Here is a 26,409-nt window from a genome sequence, read left to right as displayed (position 1 = left end):
GGTTCGGTCAGATGCCTGCCGCCGTCGACAGGTCGTGCTTGAGGGCGGTCAGCAGGCCGGTCGCGGTGATGTGCGCCGCCGGGAGGTCGGCGTGGGTCGCGACCGGGACGACCACCTCCAGGTAGCACTTCAGCTTCGGCTCGGTGCCGCTCGGGCGGACGATGACCCGGGCGCCGGTGAGGGTGTAGCGCAGGCCGTCGGTGGGGGGCAGCCTGTCGGTGCCCCGCGTCAGGTCCTCCGCCTTGGTGATGGGCAGTCCCGCGAGCTCCGTCGGGGGGTGCTCGCGCAGCCGCTCCATCGCCCTCGCGATGACCGACAGGTCCTCCACGCGGACCGAGAGCTGGTCCGTCGCGTGCAGACCGTGCTCCACGGCCAGGTCGTCGAGGAGGTCGAGGAGCGTGCGGTTCTCCTCCTTGAGCGCGGAGGCGAGTTCCGTGATGAGGAGGGCCGCGGTGATGCCGTCCTTGTCGCGCACGCCCTCGGGGTCCACGCAGTAGCCGAGGGCCTCCTCGTAGCCGTAGCGCAGGCCCTCGACGCGGGCGATCCACTTGAAGCCGGTGAGGGTCTCCTCGTAGGGCAGACCCGCCTTCTCGGCGATCCGGCCGAGGAGGGAGGAGGAGACGATCGACTCGGCGAACGTGCCCTGTGCTCCGCGGGTCACCAGGTGGGCGGCGAGGAGGGCGCCCACCTCGTCGCCACGGAGCATGTGCCAGTCGCCGTTCTCGGGTACGGCCACCGCGCAGCGGTCCGCGTCCGGGTCGTTCGCGATGATCAGGTCGGGGTGCGTCTCCCGGGCCTTCGCGAAGGCCAGGTCCATCGCGCCGGGCTCCTCCGGGTTGGGGAAGGCGACGGTCGGGAAGTCCGGGTCGGGCTCGGCCTGTTCCGCGACGAGGTCGGGCGTCGGGAAGCCGGCCCTCGCGAAGGCCGCCAGGAGGGTGTCCTTGCCCACTCCGTGCATCGCCGTGTACACCGTGCGGGCGGTGCGGGGGGAGTTCTTCGCGAGTACGGCGTCCGTGCGGGCCAGGTAGGCGTCGAGGACGCTGTCGTCGAGGGTCCGCCAGCCGGTGGTGGGGCGGGGGACGTCGTGCAGGGAGACGATCGCGTCGATCTCCGCGGCGATGTCCGCGTCGGCGGGCGGGACGATCTGGGAGCCGTCGCCGAGGTACACCTTGTAGCCGTTGTCCCGGGGCGGGTTGTGGCTGGCGGTGACCTCCACGCCGGCCACCGCGCCCAAGTGCCTTATCGCGTACGCGAGTACGGGGGTGGGGAGGGGGGGGGGGAGGACGGCCGCGGTGAGGCCGGCGCCGGTCATCACCGCGGCGGTGTCGCGGGCGAAGTCCTCGGACTTGTGGCGGGCGTCGTAGCCGATCACCACGAGGCCGTCGGTGCTGCCGTGCTTCTTCAGGTACGCGGCCAGGCCGGCGGCGGCGCGGATGACCACGGCGCGGTTCATGCGCAGGGGGCCGGCGCCGAGTTCACCGCGGAGGCCTGCGGTGCCGAACTGGAGTGTGCCGCTGAAGCGGGCGGTGATTTCTGTGGTGTCTTCGGCTTCGATCAGCTGCGCGAGTTCGGTGCGGGTGTCTGGGTCGGGGTCCTCGGCGAGCCAGGTCCTGGCACGGGCGATGAGGTCGTCGTGCACGGTTGCGTCAGCCTCTCGTTGTCGGTCGGGTGCGTGTCTGCGTCTGCGGCTGCGGGTTCGGTGGGGGCGGGCGTTTTGCGCAGTTCCCCGCGCCCCTGAGGCCTGCGGCGGCCCGCTCGGCCTCGGTGGGGGCTTGTGTAGCGCGTTGCGTTCGGTGGGTGGGTCGGGGCCGGGGTGGGGGGTATCCGTCCTCGGTCCGGCGGCTCGGTCGATCTGAGAAGGGCCCTGTAACGGACGCCGGCCGCTGCGGGCGGACACCCCCCACCCCGTCCCCTGCGCGCCGTCGGCGGCTGACAGCCCGTCGTGGTGCAGGTCCGCTGCAGGTAGTCAGGGGCGCGGGGAACTGCGCGACCAGCCACGACGCACCCGCAGCCGCCATCCAACCGAACCCGGCACCCCCTACCGCGTTCCCTCAGAGGCGGTCGAGGACCTGGCCCAGTAGGGAACCCATTCGGGTCGCGCTGTCTCGGCCGGCCTGGAGGACCTCTTCGTGGTTCAGGGGCTCGCCCGTCATGCCTGCCGCGAGGTTCGTGACCAGGGAGATGCCCAGGACCTCGGCGCCGGCCTCGCGGGCGGCGATCGCTTCGAGGACTGTGGACATGCCGACCAGGTCCGCTCCGATGACGCGGGCCATACGGATCTCGGCCGGGGTCTCGTAGTGGGGGCCGGGGAACTGGGCGTAGACGCCCTCCTCCAGGGAAGGGTCGATCTCCTTGCAGAGGGCGCGGAGGCGGGGGGAGTAGAGGTCGGTGAGGTCGACGAAGTTCGCGCCGACGATCGGGGACGTGGCCGTGAGGTTGATGTGGTCGCTGATCAGGACCGGCTGGCCGGGACGCATGCCTTCGCGGAGACCGCCGCAGCCGTTGGTGAGGACGATGGTCTTGCAGCCGGCGGCCACGGCGGTGCGGACGCCGTGGGCGACGGCGGCGACACCGCGGCCCTCGTAGTAGTGCGTGCGGCCCAGGAAGACCAGTGCCCGCTTCTCGCCGATCTTGTACGAGCGGATCTTGCCGCCGTGTCCCTCCACCGCCGGCGGCGGGAAGCCGGGCAGCTCGGTGACCTGGAACTCGGCGTCCGGGGCGCCGAGGGCGTCCACGGCCGGTGCCCAGCCGGAGCCCATCACGAGGGCGACGTCGTGGGTCTCGGCGCCGGTCAGTTCGCGCAGGCGCGCGGCGGCGGCGTCGGCGGCGCCGTGCGGGTCGCCCTGGATGTCGTCCGGAAGAAGAGATGCGTTCACGCGGATGAGCGTAGCCGGTCGGAGCCTACGCGCGTAGATGACGGAGCTGACGGGATGGCGATCGTTGTCTTGTCGTTTCCAACCAATCGCGCCGTCGGCGCCTTTCTCAGCAGGGGCGCTTGCGCAGTTCCATCACGTAGTCGTGGGGCGCGCCCGCCGATTCCGCCGCGTCGGCCACCTCGCCCAGGTAGCGAGCCGAGGGGAGGCCGCCCTCGTAGCCGTTCAGGACGTACGTCCAGGCCTGCTCCTCGCCCTCCAGGGTGTGGACCCGGACACGGGTGCGGCGGTAGATGTCGAGCCCTACGCCCTCCCAGCGGTCCAGTGAGTCGTCGTCGGCCGGAGCGATGTCGTAGAGCGCCACGAAGACCTGGGAGAGCGGGTCCTCGACGAGCGTCGCCAGTGCCCCTTCCCAGCCCATGTGCTCGCCCCCGAAGGTCAGCCGCCACCCGTTCAGCCACCCCGTGGCGCGCATCGGCGAGTGCGGGGCACGGCGGGTCATCAGCCGCGCGTCGAGGTTGCCGGCGTAGGCGGCGTAGAGCGACATGCGTCGAGGGTACGGCAGGCTTCTCCGGTGTCTCTCCCGTAACAGAGGTATCTCGGGGCGGCCCCCAGGCCGTGGCACGCCGGGGCGTGCGGGACAATGGAGCATGTGACTCGGATCGTGATCATCGGTGGCGGACCCGGCGGATACGAGGCGGCCCTGGTGGCCGCCCAGCTCGGCGCGGAGGTGACCGTCGTCGACTGCGACGGTCTGGGCGGGGCGTCGGTGCTGACCGACTGCGTGCCGTCGAAGACCCTTATCGCGACGGCTGAGGTCATGACGACCTTCGACTCGTCCTATGAGGAGCTGGGGATCATCGTCGCCGACGACACCCCGCCGCTGGAGCAGGCCGCCCGGGTGGTGGGCGTCGATCTGGGGAAGGTCAACCGGCGTGTGAAGCGGCTCGCCCTTGCCCAGTCGCATGACATCACCGCCTCCGTGACGCGGGCCGGCGCCCGGGTGCTGCGGGGGCGTGGGCGGCTTGAGGGGATGCAGGCTCTCGACGGGTCGCGGAAGGTCGTGGTGCGGGCCGCCGACGGGAGTGAGGAGACCCTCGTCGCGGATGCCGTGCTCATTGCCACCGGCGGGCATCCGCGTGAGCTGGCCGACGCCCAGCCCGACGGGGAGCGCATCCTCAACTGGACCCAGGTCTACGACCTCACCGAGCTGCCCGAAGAGCTCATCGTCGTCGGGTCCGGTGTCACCGGTGCCGAGTTCGCCGGTGCCTATCAGGCGCTCGGGTCCAAGGTGACGCTCGTGTCGTCCCGGGACCGGGTGCTGCCCGGGGAGGACCCGGACGCGGCCGCGGTGCTGGAGGACGTCTTCCGGCGGCGTGGCATGAACGTCATGGCCCGGTCCCGTGCCCAGTCCGCCAAGCGGGTCGGCGACCGGGTCGAGGTCACGCTCGCGGACGGTCGTGTCATCAGCGGGTCGCACTGTCTGATGGCCGTCGGTGCCATTCCCAACAGCGAGGGGATGGGGCTTGAGGAGGCCGGCGTCCGGGTGCGGGAGTCCGGGCACATCTGGACCGACAAGGTGTCCAGGACCTCGGCTCCCGGTGTGTACGCCGCCGGTGACGTGACCGGGGTGTTCGCGCTCGCCTCGGTCGCCGCCATGCAGGGGCGTATCGCCATGTACCACTTCCTCGGGGACGCGGTCGCTCCGCTGAACCTGAAGACGGTGTCGTCGAACGTCTTCACCGACCCCGAGATCGCCACCGTCGGGTACTCCCAGGCCGATGTCGACGGCGGCAAGATCGACGCCCGGGTCGTGAAGCTGCCGTTGCTCCGGAATCCGCGCGCCAAGATGCAGGGCATCCGCGACGGCTTCGTCAAGATCTTCTGCCGGCCCGGTACCGGAATCGTCGTCGGCGGTGTCGTGGTGGCGCCCCGTGCCTCGGAACTGATCCATCCGATCTCGATCGCCGTCGACAACAATCTGACCGTCGAACAGATCGCGAACGCGTTCACCGTTTACCCGTCCCTTTCGGGGTCGATCGCCGAGGTCGCACGGCAGTTGCACACGCGCAAGGAGACCGGCGAAGCCTGACGGCCGAAAGCGATTCCTGCCTGGTCACGGGGAGTTGTCGACCATTCGTGCGGCATAGGCGGGGAGATTAGGCCCTATACCACTTCCCGTCCTACTGTGCGAACAACTTCGGTAATTCGGCGCAAACTGCTGAAACCAGACGGTCGTTGGGGTTACTGTCAGTTTCGTGTTCGCTGCAGAACGTCGCCAATTGATCCTCGAAATGGTGCGGGCCAACGGAGCCGTGTCGCTCCGTGAGCTCGCCCGCGTCGTCCAGACCTCCGAAGTGACCGTACGGCGGGACGTGCGCGCACTGGAGGCAGAAGGACTCCTCGACCGCCGACATGGCGGTGCGGTATTGCCGGGCGGGTTCACGCGGGAGTCCGGCTTTCCGCAGAAATCGCATCTCGCGACCGCCGAGAAGACGGCCATCGCCGATCTCGCCGCGGGACTCGTCGAAGAAGGCGAGGCCATTGTGGTGGGGGCCGGTACCACCACACAGGAACTGGCCCGCCGGCTCGCCCGGGTACCCGGGCTGACCGTCGTGACCAACTCCCTTCTGGTGGCACAGGCGTTGGCCCATGCCAACCGGGTGGAAGTCGTGATGACCGGCGGCACCCTGCGCGGTTCCAACTACGCCCTGGTGGGCTCCGGTGCGGAACAGTCGCTCCAGGGCCTGCGGGTCTCGCGCGCCTTCCTCTCCGGGAGCGGGCTCACCGCCGAGCGCGGGCTCTCCACGTCCAACATGCTGTCGGCGTCCGTCGACCGGGCGCTGGTGCAGGTCGCCGCCGAGGTCGTCGTCCTCGCCGACCACACCAAGCTCGGTACGGACACCATGTTCCAGACCGTGCCCACGGACGTGATCACCCGCCTGGTCACCGACGAGCCCCCGGCCCACGACGACCGGGCCGGCACCGAACTCCAGGCGCTCGCCGACCAGGGGGTGCAGATCGCCGTGGCCGGCGCGTCCGGAGCGCCGGGGGGTGATCAGGTCCCGGCGCGCCGCCAAGAGCGTCGGGACGTGCCCCTTCCCGGGCCCCGCCGCGGTCAGGTCCCGGGCGCGAGCCCGACCCTGCGCACCGCCGCGGTCCTCGGCGATCCCTCGCCGGGCGCGGAGCGGGCACGGGTGGCGGACCTGCGGCGCCGCTGAGGCCTCCGGAGGCTCCGGGGGCTCCGGGGGTGCGTCCCGGACCGGGCTTCGCCGCCCGGTCCCGCGCCCTCGTACGTCGACTCAAGCGAAGGCCCCGACGGACGTCTCTGGCGGGAGCGGCGCCGGGAGAGTGCCAGGGAGATCAGCGGGGCGGACGCGCGTCGTGTGGTGGAGCTGGGGCGGGAACCGGCGGACGCCGTCCGCCCGGAGGAGTTGTGGGAGCGGGCGCTGACGGTGCTGATGGGGCTGGTGCCCGCCGACGCCGGACAGTGGTACCGGCTGCCGCTCGCCGCCGCGTCGCGCCTCGCCGAGGATTACGGCTGCGGAGTCGCGGCCCTCGACGACACCGGCCGCCCCCGACCCCGTACGGCGACCCAGACCGCCCGCCGGATGGGGCTGTCACCCGCGACCGTGCGCGGCTACGTCGCCGCCCCGCACCGCAAGCTGGAGGCGGCCGGACACACCGCGGCCCTGCTGCGTCGGGGCCGTGAACTGGGCCTGCTCATCGACCGGTACGGAGCGAGGCGCCCCGCGGACTGACTGATCCAGTCCGCGGGGCGCCTCGAAATGCCGTACGGCGCAAGGCCGTTCAGAGGTCAGTCCTTGATCTCGCAGATCGCCGCACCGGAGGTGATCGACGCACCGACCTCCGCGGACAGGCCCTTGATGGTGCCGGACTTGTGCGCGTTCAGGGGCTGTTCCATCTTCATGGCCTCCAGGACGACGACGAGGTCGCCCTCCTTGACCTCCTGGCCCTCCTCGACGGCGATCTTGACGATCGTGCCCTGCATCGGGGAGGCGAGGGTGTCGCCGGAGGCCACCGGGCCGGACTTCTTGGCCGCGCGGCGCTTGGGCTTGGCGCCCGCCGCGAGACCGGTGCGGGCCAGCGACATGCCGAGCGAGGACGGGAGGGAGACCTCCAGGCGCTTGCCGCCGACCTCGACGACGATCGTCTCGCGGTCCGCGTCGTCCTCGGCCTCGGTGTCGGCCGGGGCCGCGAAGGCCGGGATGTCGTTGACGAACTCGGTCTCGATCCAGCGGGTGTGGACCGTGAACGGGTCGGCGCTGCCGGTCAGTTCGGGGGCGAACGCCGGGTCCTTGACCACCGCGCGGTGGAAGGGGATCGCGGTGGCCATGCCCTCGACCTGGAACTCCGCCAGGGCCCGCGCGGCCCGCTGGAGGGCCTGCTCGCGGGTGGCGCCGGTGACGATCAGCTTGGCCAGCAGGGAGTCCCAGGCCGGGCCGATGACCGAGCCGGACTCGACGCCCGCGTCCAGGCGGACGCCCGGTCCCGACGGGGGCGCGAAGGTGGTCACCGTGCCCGGGGCGGGCAGGAAGTTGCGGCCCGGGTCCTCGCCGTTGATGCGGAACTCGAAGGAGTGGCCGCGCAGTTCGGGGTCGCCGTAGCCGAGCTCCTCGCCGTCGGCGATGCGGAACATCTCGCGCACCAGGTCGATGCCGGCGACCTCCTCGGTGACCGGGTGCTCCACCTGGAGACGGGTGTTGACCTCCAGGAAGGAGATCGTGCCGTCCATGCCGACGAGGAACTCGACGGTGCCGGCGCCGACGTAGCCGGCCTCCTTGAGGATGGCCTTCGAGGAGGCGTACAGCTCGGCGACCTGCTCGTCGGAGAGGAACGGCGCCGGGGCCTCCTCGACCAGCTTCTGGTGGCGGCGCTGGAGCGAGCAGTCACGGGTCGAGACGACCACGACATTGCCGTGGGTGTCGGCCAGGCACTGGGTCTCCACATGCCGCGGCTTGTCCAGGTAGCGCTCGACGAAGCACTCGCCCCGGCCGAAGGCGGCGACCGCCTCGCGGACCGCGGAGTCGTAGAGCTCGGGCACCTCTTCGAGATTCCGGGCGACCTTCAGACCGCGGCCACCGCCACCGAAGGCGGCCTTGATGGCGATCGGCAGGCCGTGCTGCTCGGCGAAGGCGACGACCTCCTCGGCACCGGAGACCGGGTCGGGCGTACCGGCGACCAGGGGCGCGCCCGCGCGCTGGGCGATGTGCCGGGCGGCCACCTTGTCGCCCAGGTCGCGGATGGCCTGCGGCGGCGGGCCGATCCAGATCAGGTCCGCGTCCAGGACCGCCTGCGCGAAGTCGGCGTTCTCGGAGAGGAAGCCGTATCCCGGGTGGACCGCGTCGGCGCCGGACTCCCGCGCGGCGTTCAGCACCTTCTCGATGTCGAGGTAGCTGGTCGCGGGAGTGTCACCGCCCAGGGCGAACGCCTCATCCGCGGCACGGACATGCAGAGCGTCCCGGTCCGGGTCGGCGTACACGGCCACGCTCGCGATACCGGCATCCCGGCAGGCCCGGGCAACGCGGACAGCGATTTCGCCACGGTTGGCGATGAGCACCTTGCGCACGATTGAGGCTCCCTCCTTGAAACAAGCCGAGTTTAGGGACAGCCGACACGACTCATCGACCCGTCCCCTGTGGTGAGCTTGCCCACACGGAGCGTGATACGAGGCTCGCTCGACCCGCGAAATCCCTTGTCGCACCTCGGTACGCAGGACTCCTCCCGAAAACCCTAGCCCTCCTCTGTGGTCAAGGTCTCTGTGAGAGCGTGCTGCGGACCACTCCGTTTCTTTGTGGAGTCCCTACGAATGGCCCAACGATTCTTTGCCTCCGGCCGAACCCTTGTCCCGCGGTTTACCCGTTAGTAGCGTTCGAGTCGTATTGAAGGTACTTCGGGTAACAAGGGCGCGGCTCGAGAGTGGGTGGGGACCGGTGGTGCGCAGACCGGTGGCGTGGATCGTGGCGGTCGTGCTCTTCGTCGAGGCGCTCGGAGTGGCGCTGCTGAACTGGGTGCTGGGCAACCTCGTCGACGCGCAGAACATGTCCCTGGCCGGTCTGGACCCGGACGCGATGTCGCTGGGCTCGAAGATCGGCGGGATCGTCTTCGGCCTCTACTTCGCGCTGTGCGCGCTGGTCGCCCTGCTGGTGGCGATACGCGACCGGCAGCCCGCCGGGCTCGGCCGGGTCCTGCTGATCAGCGCGGCCGTGGTGCACGGCCTGCTGGGCGCGGTCGCCTGGTCGTTGATCGGCCGGGGCCAGTTCCTCTTCATGATGGTGATGCTCGCGCTGCTCGTGGTGCTGCTGGTCAGCTACGACAGCCCGCGCGGTCCGGCCGCGGCGGGACCGCGGGACACCGGGGGCCCGGAAGGACCCGAGGAGCCCGCGGACTCCGAGCGGCCGAAGGAGCCCCAGGGCAACGGCGGTTCGCCGCTCACGCCTCCGCCGGCGCCCACAACTCCGTGATGCCGACGCCGAGTTCGGCCAGCAGCCGGCGCAGCAGGGGCAGGCTGAGGCCGATCACATTGCCGTGGTCGCCGTCGATGCCCTCGATGAACGGGGCGGAACGGCCGTCCAGGGTGAACGCCCCGGCGACGTAGAGGGGTTCACCGGAGGCGACGTACGCGGCGATCTCCGCGTCGGTCGGCTCGCCGAAGCGCACGACCGTCGAGGCGACGCCGGAGACATACCGGCCGCTCGTGGTGTCGTAGACGCAGTGGCCGGTCTGGAGCGTCCCCGCGCGTCCGCGCATGGCCTTCCAGCGGGCCGTCGCCTCCTCGGCGTCGGCGGGCTTGCCGAGCGCCTGGCCGTCCAGGTCGAGGACCGAGTCGCAGCCGATCACCAGGGCGGGGGCCGCCTGCGGCAGCGCGGCGACCACTGATGCCTTGGCCTCCGCGAGGGCGAGGGCCAGTTCGGCGGGGGTGGGGGCGGTGACGGCGTCCTCGTCGACCCCGCTGACGATGACCTCGGGGGCCAGGCCCGCCTGGCGCAGGAGGTTCAGCCGGGCGGGGGACTGGGAGGCGAGGATGAGGCGGCGGCGCGGCTGATCGGTCATGCGGTCAGCGTAGTCCGACCACAATCATCGCGAGCACCATGGCCAGGGCCATGAAGATGCCCAGCCGCCGAAGCATCTCCTGCATGTCGCGCAGTTCCTTCGGCGGTTCGTTCTCGGGGTCGGACCACAACATGTCACCAGCGTGCGGCTCGGCCGTCGCGGGGCGCCTGAGTACGGGTACTCAAATGGCGCCCTGAGTTGTGGCCGGGGGCGCGGTTCCGCGCCCCCGGGGAGCCTCACCCGGGCCAGTAGGAACGTGCCCAGGACGTCGGGCCAGGCTGGGGGAGGCGGTGGGCGGCGATCCTCGACGGGTCGTTCCACGCGTCCTTCGGCTGTTCCGCGCCGGACGGCTCCGATGCCGTCGCGGCGCGGGCTCGGACCACCGCCAGGGCGGCGGCCAGTTCCTCCGGGGTGGGGTTGCCCCGTACGACCTTGATGTTCACAACGCCTCCTCAGAGGGGGATGTTGCCGTGCTTCTTGGGGGGCAGGGACTCGCGCTTGGTGCGGAGTTGGCGCAGGCCCCGGACCACGTGGCGGCGGGTGTCCGACGGCATGATCACGGAGTCGACGTAGCCGCGTTCGGCCGCGATGTAGGGGTTGAGGAGGGTGTCCTCGTACTCCTGGATCAGACGGGCGCGGACGGCCTCCAGGTCCTCCCCGTTGGCCTCGGCCTCCGCGATCGTGCGGCGGTGCAGGATGTTGACCGCGCCCTGGGCGCCCATCACGGCGATCTGGGCGGTGGGCCAGGCGAGGTTGATGTCCGCGCCGAGGTGCTTGGAGCCCATGACGTCGTACGCGCCGCCGAAGGCCTTGCGGGTGATCACCGTGATCAGCGGGACCGTCGCCTCCGCGTAGGCGTAGATCAGCTTGGCGCCCCTGCGGATGATGCCGTCGTGCTCCTGGTCGACGCCCGGGAGGAAGCCCGGCACGTCCACGAAGGTGAGCACCGGGATGTTGAAGGCGTCGCAGGTGCGGACGAAGCGGGCCGCCTTCTCGGACGCGGTGATGTCGAGGCAACCCGCGAACTGCATCGGCTGGTTGGCGACGATGCCGACCGGGCGGCCCTCCACCCGGCCGTACCCGGTGAGGATGTTGGGCGCGTACAGCGGCTGCGTCTCGAAGAACTCGGCGTCGTCCAGGACGTGTTCGATCACCGTGTGCATGTCGTACGGCTGGTTCGCGCTGTCGGGGACCAGCGTGTCCAGCTCGCGGTCCTCGTCGGTGAGGGCGAGGTCCGCCTCCTCCGGGAAGACCGGCGGCTCGGAGAGGTTGTTGGACGGCAGGTACGACAGCAGCTGCTTGACGTACTCGATGGCGTCCTTCTCGTCCCCGGCCATGTGATGGGCCACGCCGGACACCGCGTTGTGGGTGCGGGCGCCGCCCAGTTCCTCGAAGCCGACGTCCTCGCCGGTGACCGTCTTGATGACGTCCGGGCCGGTGATGAACATGTGCGAGGTCTGGTCGACCATGACCGTGAAGTCGGTGATCGCCGGGGAGTAGACCGCGCCGCCCGCGCACGGGCCGACGACCAGGCTGATCTGCGGGATGACACCGCTCGCGTGGGTGTTGCGGCGGAAGATCTCGCCGTACGCCCCGAGGGAGGCCACGCCTTCCTGGATACGGGCGCCGCCGGAGTCGTTGATGCCGATGACCGGGCAGCCGGTCTTCAGCGCGAAGTCCATCACCTTGACGATCTTCTGGCCGTAGACCTCGCCCAGGGCGCCGCCGAAGACCGTGAAGTCCTGGGAGAACACGGCGATCGGGCGGCCGTCGACCGTGCCGTACCCGGTGACGACGCCGTCGCCGTACGGGCGGTTGTTCTCCAGGCCGAAGTTGGTCGAGCGGTGCCGGGCGAACTCGTCCAGCTCCACGAACGAGCCCTCGTCCAGGAGGAGTTCGATGCGCTCACGGGCCGTCAGCTTGCCCTTGGCGTGCTGCTTCTCGACGGCGCGTGCGGAGCCGGCGTGCGTCGCCTCGTCAATACGACGCTGGAGATCCGCGAGCTTGCCCGCGGTGGTGTGAATGTCGGTCGCTTCCGGCTCGGACATCGGGATCGCGGCTCCCTGCCTGCTCAAAAGGGGGGACGGTTACTCATCCGTAGAGTAGTGGGGCCCCTACGAATCAGCAGTGCGGCGTTTCACACACCTAGGGTGGCTTGCATGACGCCGCGAGATGTTTCAGGAGACAACAGCCGTTGGTCGGACCTGGACCGGCCGCCCCTCAACACCGCCGCGCTGCGCCGCGGGCTGGTGCGGGAGGGCGGGCTGTGGTCCGGGGTCGAGGTGGTGCCCAGTACCGGCTCCACCAACTCCGACCTGGTCGCCCGCGCCACCGCGGGCAAGGCCGCCGAGGGCGCGGTCCTCGTCGCCGAGGAGCAGACCGCGGGCCGGGGCCGCCTGGACCGCCAGTGGACCGCGCCGCCGAGGTCCGGCCTCTTCTTCTCGGTCCTGCTGACCCCCGCCGAGGTCCCCGTGGCCCGCTGGGGCTGGCTGCCGCTGCTCACCGGCGTCGCGGTGGCCACCGGGCTGTCGCGCGCGGCCGGCGTGGACACGGCCCTCAAGTGGCCCAACGACCTCCTGGTGACCGTCGGCGACGAGGAGCGCAAGGCCGGCGGCATCCTCGCCGAGCGGGCCGGCGAGGACGGCGTCCTCGTGGGCGTCGGCATCAACGTCACCCTGCGCGAGGAGGAGCTTCCGGTGCCCGGCGCCGGGTCGCTGATGCTGGCGGGCGCGGTGAGCACCGACCGTGACCCCCTGTTGCGGGCCGTGCTCCGGTCCCTCGAGGAGTGGTACGACCGCTGGCGGGCCGCGGCCGGCGATCCGACGGTGAGCGGGTTGCAGGAGACGTATGCGGCGGGGTGCGCGACGCTGGGTCGTACCGTACGGGCCGAGCTGCCCGGCGACCGGTCGCTGGTCGGCGAGGCGGTGGGTGTGGACGGGGACGGCCGCCTGGTGATCGCGACGAAGGAGGGCGTACAGGAGCCGGTGGGAGCGGGAGACATCGTCCACCTGCGACCGGTGTGACCCCGCGCCGCCCGGTGGTGCGGGGCCGTGGCGAATTGCGGCTCCCACGGAGTGAGCTGGCGCACACCTGCCGTACAGTTGAGGCCGGTCGATACCTGACCGTGACAGATCGGAAGGGCAGCAGGCGTGACCGTCGACGACACGGGCTCCGGTGCGGGCGCGGACGCGGACGGCCGGTTCGATCCGCCGTCCGCCGATCCCGGTGAGAACCCGCTCGCCCTGCGCCTCGAAGGGCTCATCCTCGGTGCCGAGCGGCGCTACACCCCTTTTCAGGCCGCCCGCAGCGCCGGTGTCTCCATGGAGCTGGCCTCCCGCTTCTGGCGGGCCATGGGCTTCGCCGACATCGGGCAGGCCAAGGCGCTGACCGAGGCCGACGTGCTCGCGCTGCGGCGGCTCGCGGGTCTCGTGGAGGCGGGGCTGCTCAGCGAGGCGATGGCCGTACAGGTGGCCCGGTCCACCGGGCAGACCACCGCCCGGCTCGCCGAGTGGCAGATCGACTCCTTCCTTGAGGGCCTGACCGAGCCCCCGGAACCCGGCATGACGCGCACCGAGGTGACGTATCCCCTCATCGAGCTGCTGCTGCCGGAGCTGGAGGAGTTCCTCGTCTACGTCTGGCGCCGCCAGCTCGCCGCCGCGACCGGCCGGGTCGTGCAGGCCGCCGACGACGAGGAGATGGTCGACCGGCGGCTGTGCGTCGGCTTCGCGGACCTCGTCGGGTTCACGCGGCTGACCCGCCGGATGGAGGAGGAGGAGCTCGGCGAGCTCGTCGAGGCCTTCGAGACCACCGCCGCCGACCTCGTCGCCGCGCGCGGCGGGCGGCTCGTCAAGACCCTCGGCGACGAGGTGCTCTACAGCGCCGACGACCCCGGTGTCGCCGCGGAGATCGCGCTGCGGCTGATCGAGACCATGGCGAACGACGAGACCATGCCCGAGCTGCGGGTCGGCATCGCGTTCGGCACGGTGACCACCCGTATGGGTGATGTCTTCGGTACGACCGTGAACCTCGCCTCCCGGCTGACCTCGATAGCTCCCCGGGACGCCGTGCTCGTCGACAGCGCCTTCGCGGAGGAGCTGATCCGCTCGGGCGAGGCGCCGGCCTCCGAGGCGGAGGCGGCGGAGGCGGCGGCCGCGACGGAGAAGGAGGGGGAGGAGCCGCCGGTGTACCGGTTCGCGTTGCAGCCGATGTGGCAGCGGCCGGTGCGGGGGTTGGGGGTTGTGGAGCCCTGGTTGCTCACTCGGCGGGATGGGGTGGCGTTGTAGTTGCGGTTGCGGTTCCGGTTGCAGGGGGTGGGGTGGCCTAGCTGCGCTGTTGTACGCAGAGGCCGATGATCGGGACGCAGAGGCCGGGGTCGGTTGTGGGTTGCGCGGGGTGCGCGGGTTGTGTGGGGGCCGGGGGCTGTGTCGTCGGGGCCGGTTGTGGGTGGGGTGCGGTGGTTGTCGTCGGGGGGTGGGGGGTGGGGGTTGTCGTGGTGGCTGTGGGGGGTGGGGTGTTCGGGGCCTGGGGGATCGTTGTGGGGAGTGCTTCCAGGGGGAATGCCGTCGCTGAACCGGTTGGGGGGAGGGCGGCGGTGGTCGGGGTGGTGGGGGTTGATGAGACTCCGCCCATGGGGGTGGTTGTGGAGGGGGCGGGTGTGGGGGCCGCCTTGAGGGTTGCTGCGGCGTTTGTTGCGCGTTCCGGGCCCGTTCCCGTGCCTGTGCCTGTGCCGTAGTCCGTTGACGGGTCCTGTTGGGGGTCCGCTTCCGTGGTGCCGAAGCCGCCCACTCCTGTGTCGGGGGTCAGGCGTACGAGGCTCAGGGCGCCGGCGGCGAGGGCCAGGCCGCCCGCGGCGAGCATGACCTTGCGGGGGCGGGGCTTGCGGTGACGCCCTCGGGGGGTTCGGGGGGCGAAGAGCCGGGGGCCGCCGGTCTCCGTGATCCCTGCGGTTGCCGCTGCCGCTTGCGTCATCGTGGTCGTCGCCGTCGTCATCCCGAATCCTCCCCTGGGTGCCCGCGCCCCCTGTGCGCCGTGGCGGGGCGCACGTTATGCGCTGCTGTGAGGGGTCGGGTCGGAGTTGGGCGGGATGTCACTCGAACGGGGTGTCGGGGGGTGGGGAGGGAACCTTTCGCGGTGGGGGCGGGGCTGCGATGATCGGGCCGTCGGTTCTGTTAACCCGCGTTAACCGGGAGGGTGTCATGGGTGAGGAGCGGTTCGGGGAGTTCGTGGTGGTGCGGCGGCATGGGGACGGGGAGGGGCATGTTGCCGAGCTGGTTCTTGATCGGCCCAAGGCCATGAACGCCGTTTCCACCGAGATGGCTCGGTCCATCGGGGCTGCCTGTTCCGCGTTGGGGGCGGATGGGGGTGTGCGGGTGGTTGTGGTCACCTCCACGCATGAGAGGGCCTTCTGTGTGGGGGCCGATCTGAAGGAGCGGAACTCCTTCAGCGACGCGGAGTTGGTGCGGCAGCGGCCGGTGGCTCGGGGGGCGTACACGGGGGTGCTGGAGCTGCCCATGCCGACGGTCGCTGCCGTGCACGGGTTCGCGCTGGGTGGGGGGTTCGAACTGGCGCTGTCGTGCGACCTGATCGTGGCGGACCGTACGGCCGTGGTGGGGTTGCCCGAGGTGTCGGTGGGGGTGATTCCGGGGGGCGGGGGGACGCAGTTGCTGCCTCGGCGGGTGGGGGCGGCTCGGGCCGCGGAGCTGATCTTCACCGCGCGGCGGGTCGCTGCGGAGGAGGCGTACGGGTTGGGGCTGGTGGATCAGCTGGTGGGAGAGGGGGAGGACCGGTCTGCGGCGCTGGAACTGGCGTCTCGGATCGCGGCGAACTCTCCCGTGGGGTTGCGGGCGGCGAAGCGGGCGTTGCGGTTGGGGCAGGGGTTGGATCTGCGGGCGGGGTTGGAGGTGGAGGACGCGGCGTGGCGGGCTGTGGCGTTTTCGGGGGATCGGGTGGAGGGGGTGGCGGCGTTCAATGAGGGGCGGGCGGCTGTTTGGCCGGGGCGGTGACATGGCGTGCGGGTGCGGTGGTTGTCGGTCGGGTGCGTGTCTGCGTCTGCGGGTTCGGTGGGGGCGGGCGTTTTGCGCAGTTCCCCGCGCCCCTGGATGCCTGCGGCGGCCCGTTGCGGTCCGGTGGGGGCGTGTGTAGCGCGTGCGGGTGTGTTGTGGGTCGGGGCCGGGGTGGGGGGTATCCGTCCTCGGTCCGGCGGCTCGGTCTCTTGAGTTGTGCTCGGTTATGGACGCCGGCCGCTGCGGGCGGACACCCCCCACCCCGTCCCCTGCGCGCCGTACGCGGCGAACGGCCCGTCGTGGTGCAGGTCCGCTGCAACTAGTCAGGGGCGCGGGGAACTGCGCGACCAGCCCCCACTCGCCCGCAGCCGCCCCACAACCGAACCCGGCACCCCCATAGGCGCGCCCCACTCACCCGAACGTCCCATCCACACCCCGACCCCCACCCAAATCCTCCCTAGCCTGGAGTGATGGGTGAGGACACTCGGCTGGTCGCGGTCGTTGCGCTGGCTCAGGGCATGGCTGCCGCTCACGGCTCCAGGGAGGCGTGGCGGGCCGCTGCTGTGGGGGCCTGTCGGGCGCTCGGTGGGAGTTTCGCGGCGTTGTCGGTGTGGGAGCGGGAGCTGGGGCGGTTGCGGGTGTTGGTGAATGTGGGGGAGCGGGTGGTGGGGGAGGAGGAGTTTCCGGAGGGGGAGGCGTATCCGGTGCATCAGTTTCCGGAGATCACCGAGTTTCTGCATGAGCGGTGGGCCGGGGGCGGGGAGCCCAACGCGTGGGTGGAGACGGCGGAGGGGCCCGCCGCGGGGCGCAGGCCCGGGTATGTGCACCAGCGGGTGGCCGCGCTGCGCAGACGGGGCCGTGGGTGTTGTGTCGTCGCGCCGATCGTGCTGAACGGGCGGGCCTGGGGGGAGCTGTATGTCGCCCGGCCCGCCGGTGCCGCGGTGTTCGGGAGGGAGGACGCCGACTTCGCCACCGTGCTGGCCGCTGTCGTCGCCGCCGGGATCGCTCAGGCGGAGCGGTTGGAGGAGGCCCGGAGGCTGGCGTTCACCGACGCGCTGACCGGGCTCGCCAACCGTCGGGCCGTCGATGTGCGGCTGGACGAGGCCGTGGAGCGGCACAAGCGGGACGGTGTCGTCGTCAGCCTTGTGGTGTGTGATCTCAATGGGCTGAAGAAGGTCAATGACTCTTGTGGGCATGCCGTCGGGGATCGGCTGCTGGAACGTTTCGGGTCGGTGCTCTCGCTGTGCGGGGCCATGCTGCCGGGGGCGCTCGCCGCGCGGCTCGGTGGGGACGAGTTCTGTCTGCTCGCCGTCGGGCCCTCCGCCGATGAAGTGGTGCGGGCCGCCGATGAACTCTGCCGTCGGGCCGGGGAGTTGGAGCTGGGGGAGGGCGTGGCCTGCGGGGTCGCCTCGACCGGGGACGCGATCGGGCCCGTGCGGTCCGCCCGGCGGCTCTTCCGGCTCGCCGATGCCGCGCAGTACCGGGCCAAGGCCGAGCGTGCCGTGCGGCCGGTCGTCGCGGGGCGGGCGGGGGCCGACGACCCCGTCGTACGGCTGGCGGACACCGCGACTTCCGGGGCGTCGGCCGAGCGGCGGCGGTTCCGGGGGCGGCGGCCCTGAGGCGGGCCGGGGTGTAAGGGGCGTAACCCCGAACCAGTAGTGACATCCTGGAATTCAGTGCGTACGCTCCTGAATATGGATATGCACACTGTGGTGGTGGGGACGTCCGGGGTCACCGCGTCCGACGTCCTGGCCGTGGCCCGGGGCGGTGCTCGTGTCGAGCTGTCCGAGGAGGCGGTCTCGGCGCTGGCCGCCGCCCGCGGGATCGTGGACGCCCTCGCGGCCAAGCCCGAGCCCGTCTACGGCGTCAGCACCGGCTTCGGCGCCCTCGCGACCCGGCACATCAGCCAGGAACTCCGGGCCCAGTTGCAGCGGAACATCGTCCGCTCGCATGCCGCGGGAATGGGGCCGAGGGTGGAGCGGGAGGTCGTACGGGCGTTGATGTTCCTGCGGCTGAAGACCGTCTGCTCGGGGCACACGGGGGTGCGGCCCGAGGTCGCGCAGACCATGGCCGATGTGCTCAACGCCGGGATCACGCCCGTGGTGCACGAGTACGGGTCGCTCGGGTGCTCCGGGGATCTCGCGCCGCTCTCGCACTGTGCCCTCACCTTGATGGGGGAGGGGGACGCCGAGGGGCCCGACGGTGTGGTGCGGGCCGCCGGTGAGTTGCTCGCGGAGCACGGGATCGCGCCCGTCGAACTGCGGGAGAAGGAAGGGCTCGCCCTTCTCAACGGCACCGACGGCATGCTCGGGATGCTGGTCATGGCGCTCGCCGATCTGGACATGCTCTACAAGTCCGCTGACGTCACGGCCGCGTTGAGTCTTGAGGCGCTGCTCGGTACCGACCGGGTGCTCGCTCCCGAGCTGCACGCCATCCGGCCGCATCCGGGGCAGGGGGACTCCGCCGCCAACATGCTTGCCGTGCTGGAGGGTTCGGAGCTCACCGGGCATCACCAGGACGACGCTCCCCGGGTGCAGGACGCCTACTCCGTGCGCTGCGCCCCGCAGGTCGCCGGGGCCGGGCGGGACACCTTGGCGCACGCGCGGCTGGTGGCGGAGCGGGAGTTGGCGTCCGCGGTCGACAACCCCGTTGTGCTGCCTGATGGGAGGGTGGAGTCCAACGGCAACTTCCATGGGGCGCCTGTCGCTTATGTGCTTGATTTCCTCGCCATCGCCGTCGCCGATCTCGCGTCCATCGCCGAGCGGCGGACCGACCGGCTGCTCGACAAGAACCGGTCGCACGGGCTGCCGCCGTTCCTCGCCGACGACGCCGGTGTGGACTCGGGGTTGATGATCGCGCAGTACACCCAGGCCGCGCTGGTCAGCGAGTTGAAGCGGCTGGCCGTGCCGGCTTCGGCGGACTCGATCCCCTCCTCCGCGATGCAGGAGGACCACGTGTCGATGGGGTGGTCCGCCGCGCGCAAGCTGCGTACCGCCGTCGACAACCTCACGCGGGTGCTCGCCGTCGAGCTCTACGCCGCCTCGCGCGCCGTCGAGTTGAGGGAGGGGCTGAGTCCCGCGCCGGCGACCCGGGCCGCCATCACCGCCGTACGGAAGGCGGGGGTCGAGGGTCCCGGGCCCGACCGGTTCCTGTCGCCCGACCTCGCCGCGGCCGACGTGTTCGTGCGTGAGGGGCGGCTGGTCGCGGCGGTGGAGGCCGTCACCGGGCCACTGCGGTAGTAGGCGTTCGCCGGGTTGGTCGAGGGCTCTGCCGTACGACGACGGCGGGGCCCTCGGTGTCACTTCAGCTTGGCCACCTGCGCGTCGAGCACGGCGAGCGGCACGGTGGAGGCCTTGCCGCCCTCGATGGAGGCGGAGTCGACCGAGTAGTAGGTGGAGACGGTGCTGCCGACGCGCACCACCTGGACGGTGAAGCTGCCCGTGCCCTCGCCGTCCATGTCGGCGTCCAGGACGAAGGCCACCGACGCGTCACCCTGGCCCGAGGCCTTGCCCGCAGCGACCTTGGTGATCTTCATCTCCTCGCCCTGGGCGGTGATGCCGAACCCCCCGGCGCAGGCCGCGATCCCGGCGGAGACGGCCGCGAGAGCCCGCTCGGCGCCGTCGCCGTCGTACGAGGAGAGGCCGACGCTGGTCATGGTGACGGCGAAGGAGTCCCCGACGCGCTCTTCCGAGGTGACGGTGTTGCTCGCGCCCGCGTCGGTGTCGCCCGGCGGGAGGGCGGCCAGGGCGTGGCCGAGCGGGGCGCAGGCGTCCTTGTCCGTCTTCAGCTCGCTCCGGGACTTCGGCAGGGTGTCGTCGCCGTCGGCGACCTTGTCCCTGGGGAGGTCGCTCGGGACGAGCAGCAGCTTCTCCAACTCGGCGGCGGTGAGTGCCTTCGCCGTGGTGCTCGCATTCGCGGTCGTGCTCGCGCTCGTGCCCGGCTTGGAGGCGGCGGCGGGCTCCTTGGAGTCGTCGTCCGAGCCCCCGCCGCACCCTGTGACGAGGGCGAGCGACAGCACGCTCACGGTCGCCGTGGCGCCCATGCGCGCCCTCGATGATCTCTTCATGCGCGGACTATGAACGTTGGTCCAAGAAATCGTCAAGCGCGTTTAAAAACCGAGGCGTTCCCGGCGTACCGAATAGACGACGAAGCCCGCACCCAGAGTGAGGAAGAGGGTGCCGCCGACGACGTACGGCGTGGTGTCGAAGCTGCCGGTGTCGGCGAGCCGCGTGTCGTCCGTAACGGTGTCCGCGCTCGTGGTCGTGGCCCGCGCCTGTGCCGTGGCCTGCACGGACGGCTCTGTTCTCGCCGGCGCGTCCTGGGACGCGTTGGCGGACGGGACGAACCACAGGGCACCCAGGAGGGTCCCCGCGGCGGTGGCGGTCAGCAACGGACGGCGAGCGGATGACACGGAATATCGATCCCCTTGTGGCGCTGGCGAATTGGCCGTGTGGGCCGATGTTAGTGAAAGGCGCGGGTCACGGGAAAGTCACGGGAGGGATGGGCTTTACGCTCCCCGCATGAGCACTCCAGAGACATCACGTTTTGTACGACTTCGGGTGGAACTGGTCGTCGAGGTGGACGACCAGGACGCCGTGACTCGGGCCGCGCTCGCCCGGATCGCGGACGATCCGGACATGCCGGACGACGAGCGCGCGCACGCCGAGGGTGCTGTGACGGAAGACACTGCGGAGGCCCTCGCCTACCTCGTGGACCCGTTCGACCTGGTGGGGGAGGTTCCGGGGGTCGAACTGGCCCAGGCATCCTGGAGCAGCGAGCAGATCGACTACGACCCGGATTCGCCGGACTGGGACCTCGACGAGGATGATGTCGAGGAGGACGAGGAAGAAGAAGCCGTCGGCTGAGCGTGCCCGGGAAATTCGTGACCCCGGGTGGCAACCGCCGTCCGGGGTTTCGTCGTCTCAGGGGTCGCACGGGCCGACAGACGCACCCCCCGCCCCGGTGGGCGTGGTGTGCCCCACACCTTCGCGGAAGGTGGAACGGGACGAACCGGTCGTAGCGTTTAGTTTTTATTGACGGGGACTCTCGGGGTTTCTGGGAATCGGCGACGATGGAGAAGCGTGTGATGACGGTCAGTAAGCGGCGCAGGGGCCTGACGGTCGCGTCCGCTCTGCTCGGCGGTGTGCTGGTGCTCTCGGCGTGTTCGAGCAGCGACGACAGCTCATCGAACGGCAGCGGGGACACCTCGCAGGCCAAGGCCGACGAGGCGGCGGCCAAGAAGAGCTCACAGGCCGAGATCAAGATCACGCCCAAGGACGGCTCGGACAACGCCTCCATCAACAACTCCGCCGCCGTCGTGGTGAGCAAGGGCACGCTCACCGACGTGACGATGACGACGGCCGACGGCTCCAAGGTCGCGGGCGCGCTGTCCGCCGACAAGACGAGCTGGAAGCCCGAGGCGCAGCTGGAGCGCTCCACGACCTACAAGGTCGCCGCGGAGGCCAAGGACTCGGACGGTCTCGTCGCGCACGAGAACGCCTCGTTCACGACCGTCTCCCCGGCCAACAGCTTCATAGGCAACTTCACGCCGGAGGACGGCTCGACCGTCGGCGTGGGCATGCCGGTGTCGATCAACTTCAACAAGGCGATCACCAACAAGGCGGCCGTCCAGAAGGGCATCACCGTCTCCACGACCAGCGGTCAGGAAGTCGTCTGCCACTGGTTCAGCACCCAGCGCATGGACTGCCGCCCCGACGAGTACTGGAAGGAGAACTCCACCGTCACGCTGAAGCTCGCGCTCGACGGTGTCGAGGGCGCCTCCGGTGTCTACGGCGTCCAGCAGAAGACGGTCTCCTTCAAGATCGGCCGCAACCAGGTCTCGTACGTCGACGCCAAGACCAAGCAGATGAAGATCACGCACAACGGCGCGACGATCAAGACCATCCCGATCTCGGCCGGTTCGCCGGAGAACAAGACGTACGAAGGCATCATGGTGATGTCCGAGAAGTTCAAGGAGACGCGCATGAACGGCGCGACCGTGGGCTTCACCGACGACGACGGCAAGGGCGAGTACGACATCAAGGACGTACCGCACGCCATCCGCCTCACCAACTCCGGCACCTTCGTGCACGGCAACTACTGGGGCGCCAAGTCCATCTTCGGCAGCGTCAACACCAGCCACGGCTGCGTGGGCCTCTCGGACACCAAGGGCGCCAACGACACCGGCACGGCGGGCTACTGGTTCTACACCAACTCCATCGTCGGCGACGTGGTGGTCGTGAAGAACACCGGCGACAAGACGGTGGCCCCGGACAACGGCCTCAACGGCTGGAACCTGAGCTGGGCGGACTGGAAGGCGGGGTCGGCGGTCTGAGGGACGCCGGCTGATTGACGGATTCACGGATTGACGGATACGGGAAGGCGGCTGCCCCTTTGGGGGTGGCCGCCTTCTGGGTTGTGCGGTGGGGGTTCGCCGTTGGGGTCCTTCTATGCGTCCGGGCCGAGTGAGGCGAGGTCGTAGGTGTCGCTGATCGCGCTGTATCCGTCGGACGTGAGGTTGACGTGGTCACCGGCGTCGAAGTCCGCCGGGGCGGTGTCGCTGCCCAGCTTCAGCGCCTGCGGGTCCGCCGTGCTCGCGGTGTCCGTGACCCCTACGACCGCTTCCGCGTCGACGTAGCTAACGGTCGGTGTGGTGAAGTCGAGTTGGTCGGTGATCCAGGTGTTGGAGTCGATGCGGTTCTGGTCGACGGCCGCGGTGCAGGGGCCGTAGCCGTCGCAGGGGGTCAGAGTGGTGAAGACGACCTTGATGCCCCAGCCCTTGAGCTGATCTCGCAGGAGCCCGAGTGCGTTGTCGATGTCGACGTCGTCATGGCCCGCGACGATGTCCTCCAGGCCCTGGGTGACCACGACCGTGCGGATGCCGGGGACGGACAGGACGTCCCGGTCCAGGCGCGTGAGTGCGGCCCGGCCGCCTGCCCCTGCTCCCTGGTCGGTGCCGAGGTAGTTGTTCTCTATGCCGGAGGCGACCACGCCGTAGACAGGGACGCCGTCGGTGTTGTTGACCAGCCGGTACGCGAGCCACTGGTTGAAGCGTGAGCCGTTGTAGGCCGCCGTGGTGCCGGTGGTGCGAGTGTCCACGAGACCGTCGCCCAGCACGGAGACCGTCGGCCGGTGATCCGTGGTCGTGACGTCGACCCCGGTGAGGATGTCCGCGAAACGGCCCGCTGAGATCGTGCCCGTGCCCGTGAACGCCGTACTGGCGGTGTCGGTGGTGTGGTCGCCGCTGCCGGTGGCACTGACGTAGCTGAGCGTGTCCCCGGCCGCCCACGGATGCATGACCAGGTAGTTGACCTGGTTCACCAGATGGATGCTGGTGGTGATCACCCCGCGTGGGGCCACGGTCATGGGGATCGGGTCGCTGTAGAGCTCGCCGCCCTCCGGGATCACCACCGACTTCGCCCCGCCGAAGGTGACGTCGACCGGTGGGGAGGTCAGGGTGGCGCCGTTGCCGTACGGGGCGACGGTGACATGGTCCAGGGTGAGCGGGTCGGTACCGAGGGCGTTGGACAGGCGCAGCCGTACCGAGTCGCCGCCCGCGCTGGCCATGGTGACCTCACGGAAGGTCTGGTTGCTGAAGGCCCCCATGTCCGAGAAGTGGAACCGCTCTTCGCTGGGCGCACTCCAACTGCCGGTCCAGGAAGCTCCGTTCGCAGCCGTGGCGGTGTCTCGGACCGACATGCCGATGATGTGCAGGCCCGGCACGTACTTGCGAGCGGCGTCGGCCAGGTCGGGCAGCCTTACCGAGTCGACGGTGGCGCCCGCCTTCAACGGCACCGCGAAGGCGTAGATGTTGGTGCTCCGGGTCTCCTGGGCGCTCGGTGTGTTGCGATGGAGCAGGGTCACGGCTGCCAGGGTGTCGGAGCCGTACACCCAGTCGGGCATGGTCAGGTAGTACGGCTGCGTGGTGCCGTCGCCGTAGCTGATGGCGCCCTTGGGGGTGACGCAGTCCTCGTAAGTGCCGTTGCCCAGGCTGCAGTTGGTGGCCGAGGTGTTGGTGCTGTCCGGCACCACGGGGCTGGCGGTGTCGCCGCCCTGGTGCTGGGATCCTACGAAGCCGTAGGTGGAGAACCCGAGGAAGACGAGGGCCTGGCCGCTGGTTCCGTTCATCTGGATGGTCTGGTTGGCCGCCATCACGTTGTCGCCGCTTGCGGAGCCCCAGTTGGGCAGGGTGAAGGCGGCACCGTCCACGGTGATCTTCCCGCCGGGCTGCCAGCCCGCCGCCTTGAGGCTCTGGAGGGAGAGCGTGGCTCCCACTCCGTCGGCGTCGGCGGTGGCGCGGTCGCTGTCGTCGGTGGTGGCGGTGTTGTCGAAGGCCGCCTGGAGGCCGGCGTAGGTCTTCGTGGCGTGCCCAAGGGCTGTGAACTCGTACTGCTGCTGCGAGGAGACGTTGCCGGCCGAATCGACCGCGTAGGCGTAGAGAGTGTGCGTGCCGGGCGCCACCGGGGTCACGGTGACGGTGGCCTTGTTGCCGGCGGCCGTCTTGGTCTGCGCGGCCGGGGTGTTGGAGGTCGGAGGGGCCGCGTCGAGGCCGTAGAGGAACTTGGCCGCGTTGTTGCCGTTGGCGCCGGGGTCCACCGAGATGGTGAAGGTGCCCGGGGTGCCTGCCGTGGTCGTGCCGGACTGGTCCTCGGGGTAGAGGCCGTCCGCGCTGGTGACGGTCGGCTGGGCGGGGCTGTGCAGATCGACGGTGAAGTGACAGGTCGCCGAGACCGCGGAGGTGTCCTCGCCATCACTGGAGGTGACCTTCCAGCTCACCACGCTGCCGTCGGCCAGTCCGCTCATGAACGCGGAGGGCAGCTGCTTCGGCGCGTTCGCTCCGCTCGCGACGGTGGCACTGGTGGTCGTGGTGGCCGAACTGCTGCCCACCCAGTACGAGTAGGTCGCGGCGAGCGCGTCCTTGTCGGTGTCGCTGACCGTGGCATTGAGGGTGGGCGGGGTGGTGGCGAGAGTCTTGCCGACGATCGGGTACGGGGTCGCGGTGCCGCAGCCGAGCGAGGTGGAGCCGACCTTGGTGGCCAGTGTGCCGGGCTTGTTGGGCACGTGGTTGTACTCGATCGACATCGACGGGTTGTTGTCGAACCGCTTGAAGTAGTTGCCGTCACCGCTGCCGTTCTGGCTGTTGACCAGGGCGAAGGTCCAGCTCTTCCAGTGTGCGGCAGCGCCCTTGGCGATGGTCGAGGTCACCGAGAAGCCGCCGGAGGGCTCGCTGGTGCAGGCGGGGCCGAAGCTCTTGGTGGCGAGCTTGCCGGTCAGCGACGGCTTGCTGTTCCAGGTGGTGGAGGAGCTGATCGCACCGGACCAGTAGAGGTAGACGTCCGAGGACAGGCTGCAACTGGCGGAGTAGTTCTCCTTGGCGTTCACCGTGGCGGAGACGACGTGGGCATCGTAGATGGCTGAGGGCACCGCGAGTTGGAAGTACGAGCGCTCGCCGCCGATGCAGCCCGACCAGCTGTTGTAGCCGACACCGGGGTCGCCGTACTGGGTGGAGTCGTAGTTCTTCGCGGTGGGGCAGCCCTGCTGGGTCTCCACGTAGTGCTGTTTGGCGCCACTGGCGTAGTGCGGGTTCCAGGTGGGGTCGATGTACACCGGGAACTTGGTACGTGCGTCTTCGAGTAGATGGGTGTCGGGCGTCAGGGAGAGCATGTGGCCTCGCAACTGCCCCTTGACGCGGGCTACATGGGCCTGGGGAGCGGGGGCCGTGACCGTGTCCTTCGGGGCGCCGGTCGAGTCCCACATCGCGGGCTGCGGGGCGCTGAACAGCACCTGCCCGTCGGGGGTGGTCGCGGCGAGGTTGCCGTGGCCGTCGTCGACGACGGAGACGCCCTTGGCCCGGGTGGTCAGGGCGAGTTGGGCAAGCCCTGGGTCGGTCGCGGCCTGTGCGTTCTTGACGACGAGGACTTCGGACCAGCCGCCCTGGGTGTCCGCGGTGACCTTGAGGTCCACGTCGGGCAGTACGTCGGGGTAGGTCAGGCTCGCGCCGGACGCCTGCGGGGTGGGCAGTGCGTGCGGCCAGGAGAGGGCGAGAGAGGCTTTTCCCTCGGTCATGGTGGCGAGCGGAGCAGTTCCTCCGCCGGAGAGGGCGAGGGGTTCGGCGGCGGCCTTCGGACTCCAGGAACCGTCGGCGTTGTGCTGGAGCGTCGCGTCCACCGGAACCCACCGGTGGGCTTTGCGCACCCGAACAGGCAGCAGGCTGGAGTCGTAGGTGAGCGTGCCGGACGGGTTTGCCGTCGTGGTCGTCGTCTCTGTGGTCAGGGCAGCCACCTGGACGGGTTCGCCCGTGACCGCGGCCTGCTTCTGGGCGGCCGCCACCGCGGTCTGTTCGGTGGTCGTCAGGTCGCCGTCGTCGGACGGCCGCAGCGAGCCGGTCGGCGCCGGTGGATCTGTGTCGTCCGTCGGGGCCGGGGTGAGGTCCGGTTGCCCGGCGTTCACGTCCGCGACGG

At 70.5% G+C, this 26,409-nt stretch carries 22 protein-coding genes; 11 read left to right on the top strand and 11 right to left on the bottom strand.

What is annotated here, in order from left to right; all coding sequences use genetic code 11:
• Positions 1–7: 7 nt before the first annotated feature.
• The 3 genes from G3I78_RS11730 to G3I78_RS11720 all read right to left on the bottom strand — a co-directional run bounded on the left by G3I78_RS11730 (position 8) and on the right by G3I78_RS11720 (position 3,420).
• Positions 8–1,639: a phospho-sugar mutase gene (locus G3I78_RS11730; RefSeq protein ID WP_164423283.1), complete on the bottom strand. Its 1,632-nt coding sequence runs from the start codon at positions 1,637–1,639 to the stop codon at positions 8–10.
• 412 nt (positions 1,640–2,051) lie between these two features.
• Positions 2,052–2,876 (bottom strand): purine-nucleoside phosphorylase, encoded by an 825-nt coding sequence (locus G3I78_RS11725; protein ID WP_164423280.1) that lies wholly within the window; start codon positions 2,874–2,876, stop codon positions 2,052–2,054.
• Between the two features lie 106 nt (positions 2,877–2,982).
• The gene (locus tag G3I78_RS11720; protein WP_164423277.1) at positions 2,983–3,420 is read right to left on the bottom strand and encodes a gamma-glutamylcyclotransferase; all 438 of its coding nucleotides are present in this window, start codon (positions 3,418–3,420) and stop codon (positions 2,983–2,985) included.
• A 96-nt stretch (positions 3,421–3,516) separates the two neighbouring features.
• Between G3I78_RS11720 and G3I78_RS11715 the strand changes: the two genes are divergently transcribed.
• From G3I78_RS11715 to G3I78_RS51165, 3 genes are all read left to right on the top strand, one after another.
• Positions 3,517–4,965 (top strand): NAD(P)H-quinone dehydrogenase, encoded by a 1,449-nt coding sequence (locus G3I78_RS11715; RefSeq protein WP_164423275.1) that lies wholly within the window; start codon positions 3,517–3,519, stop codon positions 4,963–4,965.
• A gap of 166 nt (positions 4,966–5,131) precedes the next feature.
• A complete protein-coding gene (locus tag G3I78_RS11710; protein WP_164423273.1) occupies positions 5,132–6,094 on the top strand; it encodes a DeoR/GlpR family DNA-binding transcription regulator in 963 nt (320 codons plus the stop codon).
• Between the two features lie 165 nt (positions 6,095–6,259).
• Entirely contained in the window at positions 6,260–6,634 is a 375-nt protein-coding gene (locus tag G3I78_RS51165) for a hypothetical protein (protein ID WP_203614851.1), read from the top strand.
• 56 nt (positions 6,635–6,690) lie between these two features.
• On the opposite strand, the gene G3I78_RS11700 is transcribed toward G3I78_RS51165, so the two are convergent.
• Entirely contained in the window at positions 6,691–8,463 is a 1,773-nt protein-coding gene (locus G3I78_RS11700; RefSeq protein WP_164423269.1) for a biotin carboxylase N-terminal domain-containing protein, read from the bottom strand.
• 364 nt (positions 8,464–8,827) lie between these two features.
• On the opposite strand from G3I78_RS11700, the gene G3I78_RS11695 reads away from it, so the two are divergent.
• Entirely contained in the window at positions 8,828–9,358 is a 531-nt protein-coding gene (locus G3I78_RS11695; RefSeq protein WP_164423266.1) for a hypothetical protein, read from the top strand.
• Here G3I78_RS11695 and G3I78_RS11690 read toward each other — a convergent pair.
• From G3I78_RS11690 to G3I78_RS11680, 4 genes are all read right to left on the bottom strand, one after another.
• A complete protein-coding gene (locus G3I78_RS11690; RefSeq protein ID WP_164423264.1) occupies positions 9,327–9,947 on the bottom strand; it encodes a nucleoside triphosphate pyrophosphatase in 621 nt (206 codons plus the stop codon). The two genes, G3I78_RS11695 and G3I78_RS11690, sit on opposite strands and share 32 nt — an antisense overlap.
• 4 nt (positions 9,948–9,951) lie before the next feature.
• Complete coding sequence (locus G3I78_RS52820) at positions 9,952–10,080, bottom strand: hypothetical protein (protein WP_275424810.1); 129 nt, start codon at positions 10,078–10,080, stop codon at positions 9,952–9,954.
• A gap of 103 nt (positions 10,081–10,183) precedes the next feature.
• Entirely contained in the window at positions 10,184–10,390 is a 207-nt protein-coding gene (locus G3I78_RS11685) for an acyl-CoA carboxylase subunit epsilon (RefSeq protein ID WP_164423261.1), read from the bottom strand.
• 9 nt (positions 10,391–10,399) lie between these two features.
• Positions 10,400–11,995: an acyl-CoA carboxylase subunit beta gene (locus G3I78_RS11680; protein WP_164423259.1), complete on the bottom strand. Its 1,596-nt coding sequence runs from the start codon at positions 11,993–11,995 to the stop codon at positions 10,400–10,402.
• Positions 11,996–12,106: 111 nt separating this feature from the next.
• Between G3I78_RS11680 and G3I78_RS11675 the strand changes: the two genes are divergently transcribed.
• The 5 genes from G3I78_RS11675 to hutH all read left to right on the top strand — a co-directional run bounded on the left by G3I78_RS11675 (position 12,107) and on the right by hutH (position 19,188).
• Positions 12,107–12,970, top strand: a complete 864-nt coding sequence (locus tag G3I78_RS11675) for a biotin--[acetyl-CoA-carboxylase] ligase (RefSeq protein WP_164423257.1) — start codon at positions 12,107–12,109, stop codon at positions 12,968–12,970.
• A gap of 126 nt (positions 12,971–13,096) precedes the next feature.
• Positions 13,097–14,230, top strand: a complete 1,134-nt coding sequence (locus G3I78_RS11670; protein WP_164423254.1) for an adenylate/guanylate cyclase domain-containing protein — start codon at positions 13,097–13,099, stop codon at positions 14,228–14,230.
• Positions 14,231–15,142: 912 nt separating this feature from the next.
• Positions 15,143–15,949: an enoyl-CoA hydratase-related protein gene (locus tag G3I78_RS11665; RefSeq protein ID WP_164423252.1), complete on the top strand. Its 807-nt coding sequence runs from the start codon at positions 15,143–15,145 to the stop codon at positions 15,947–15,949.
• Between the two features lie 470 nt (positions 15,950–16,419).
• Positions 16,420–17,568 carry a GGDEF domain-containing protein gene (locus G3I78_RS11660; RefSeq protein ID WP_164423250.1) on the top strand — a complete coding sequence of 383 codons (1,149 nt, stop codon included), beginning with the start codon at positions 16,420–16,422 and terminating at the stop codon, positions 17,566–17,568.
• Positions 17,569–17,649: 81 nt separating this feature from the next.
• A complete protein-coding gene (gene hutH, locus G3I78_RS11655; protein ID WP_164424145.1) occupies positions 17,650–19,188 on the top strand; it encodes a histidine ammonia-lyase in 1,539 nt (512 codons plus the stop codon).
• 59 nt (positions 19,189–19,247) lie between these two features.
• On the opposite strand, the gene G3I78_RS11650 is transcribed toward hutH, so the two are convergent.
• Entirely contained in the window at positions 19,248–20,015 is a 768-nt protein-coding gene (locus G3I78_RS11650) for a hypothetical protein (RefSeq protein ID WP_164423248.1), read from the bottom strand.
• A 42-nt stretch (positions 20,016–20,057) separates the two neighbouring features.
• Entirely contained in the window at positions 20,058–20,360 is a 303-nt protein-coding gene (locus tag G3I78_RS11645; RefSeq protein WP_343243723.1) for a hypothetical protein, read from the bottom strand.
• A gap of 109 nt (positions 20,361–20,469) precedes the next feature.
• Between G3I78_RS11645 and G3I78_RS11640 the strand changes: the two genes are divergently transcribed.
• Together G3I78_RS11640 and G3I78_RS11635 are read left to right on the top strand one after the other, a co-directional pair.
• Positions 20,470–20,814, top strand: a complete 345-nt coding sequence (locus tag G3I78_RS11640) for a hypothetical protein (RefSeq protein WP_203614849.1) — start codon at positions 20,470–20,472, stop codon at positions 20,812–20,814.
• 206 nt (positions 20,815–21,020) lie between these two features.
• Positions 21,021–22,283 carry an Ig-like domain-containing protein gene (locus G3I78_RS11635; RefSeq protein ID WP_164423246.1) on the top strand — a complete coding sequence of 421 codons (1,263 nt, stop codon included), beginning with the start codon at positions 21,021–21,023 and terminating at the stop codon, positions 22,281–22,283.
• 113 nt (positions 22,284–22,396) lie between these two features.
• On the opposite strand, the gene G3I78_RS11630 is transcribed toward G3I78_RS11635, so the two are convergent.
• A complete protein-coding gene (locus G3I78_RS11630; protein WP_343243722.1) occupies positions 22,397–26,398 on the bottom strand; it encodes a hypothetical protein in 4,002 nt (1,333 codons plus the stop codon).
• Between the last annotated feature and the right edge of the window lie 11 nt (positions 26,399–26,409).

The organism is Streptomyces sp. SID13726 (genome assembly GCF_010548375.1).
Classification (GTDB): domain Bacteria; phylum Actinomycetota; class Actinomycetes; order Streptomycetales; family Streptomycetaceae; genus Streptomyces.
The sequence above is the reverse complement of the archived record's forward strand: the minus strand, read 5'-3'. Positions and strand labels throughout refer to the sequence as shown.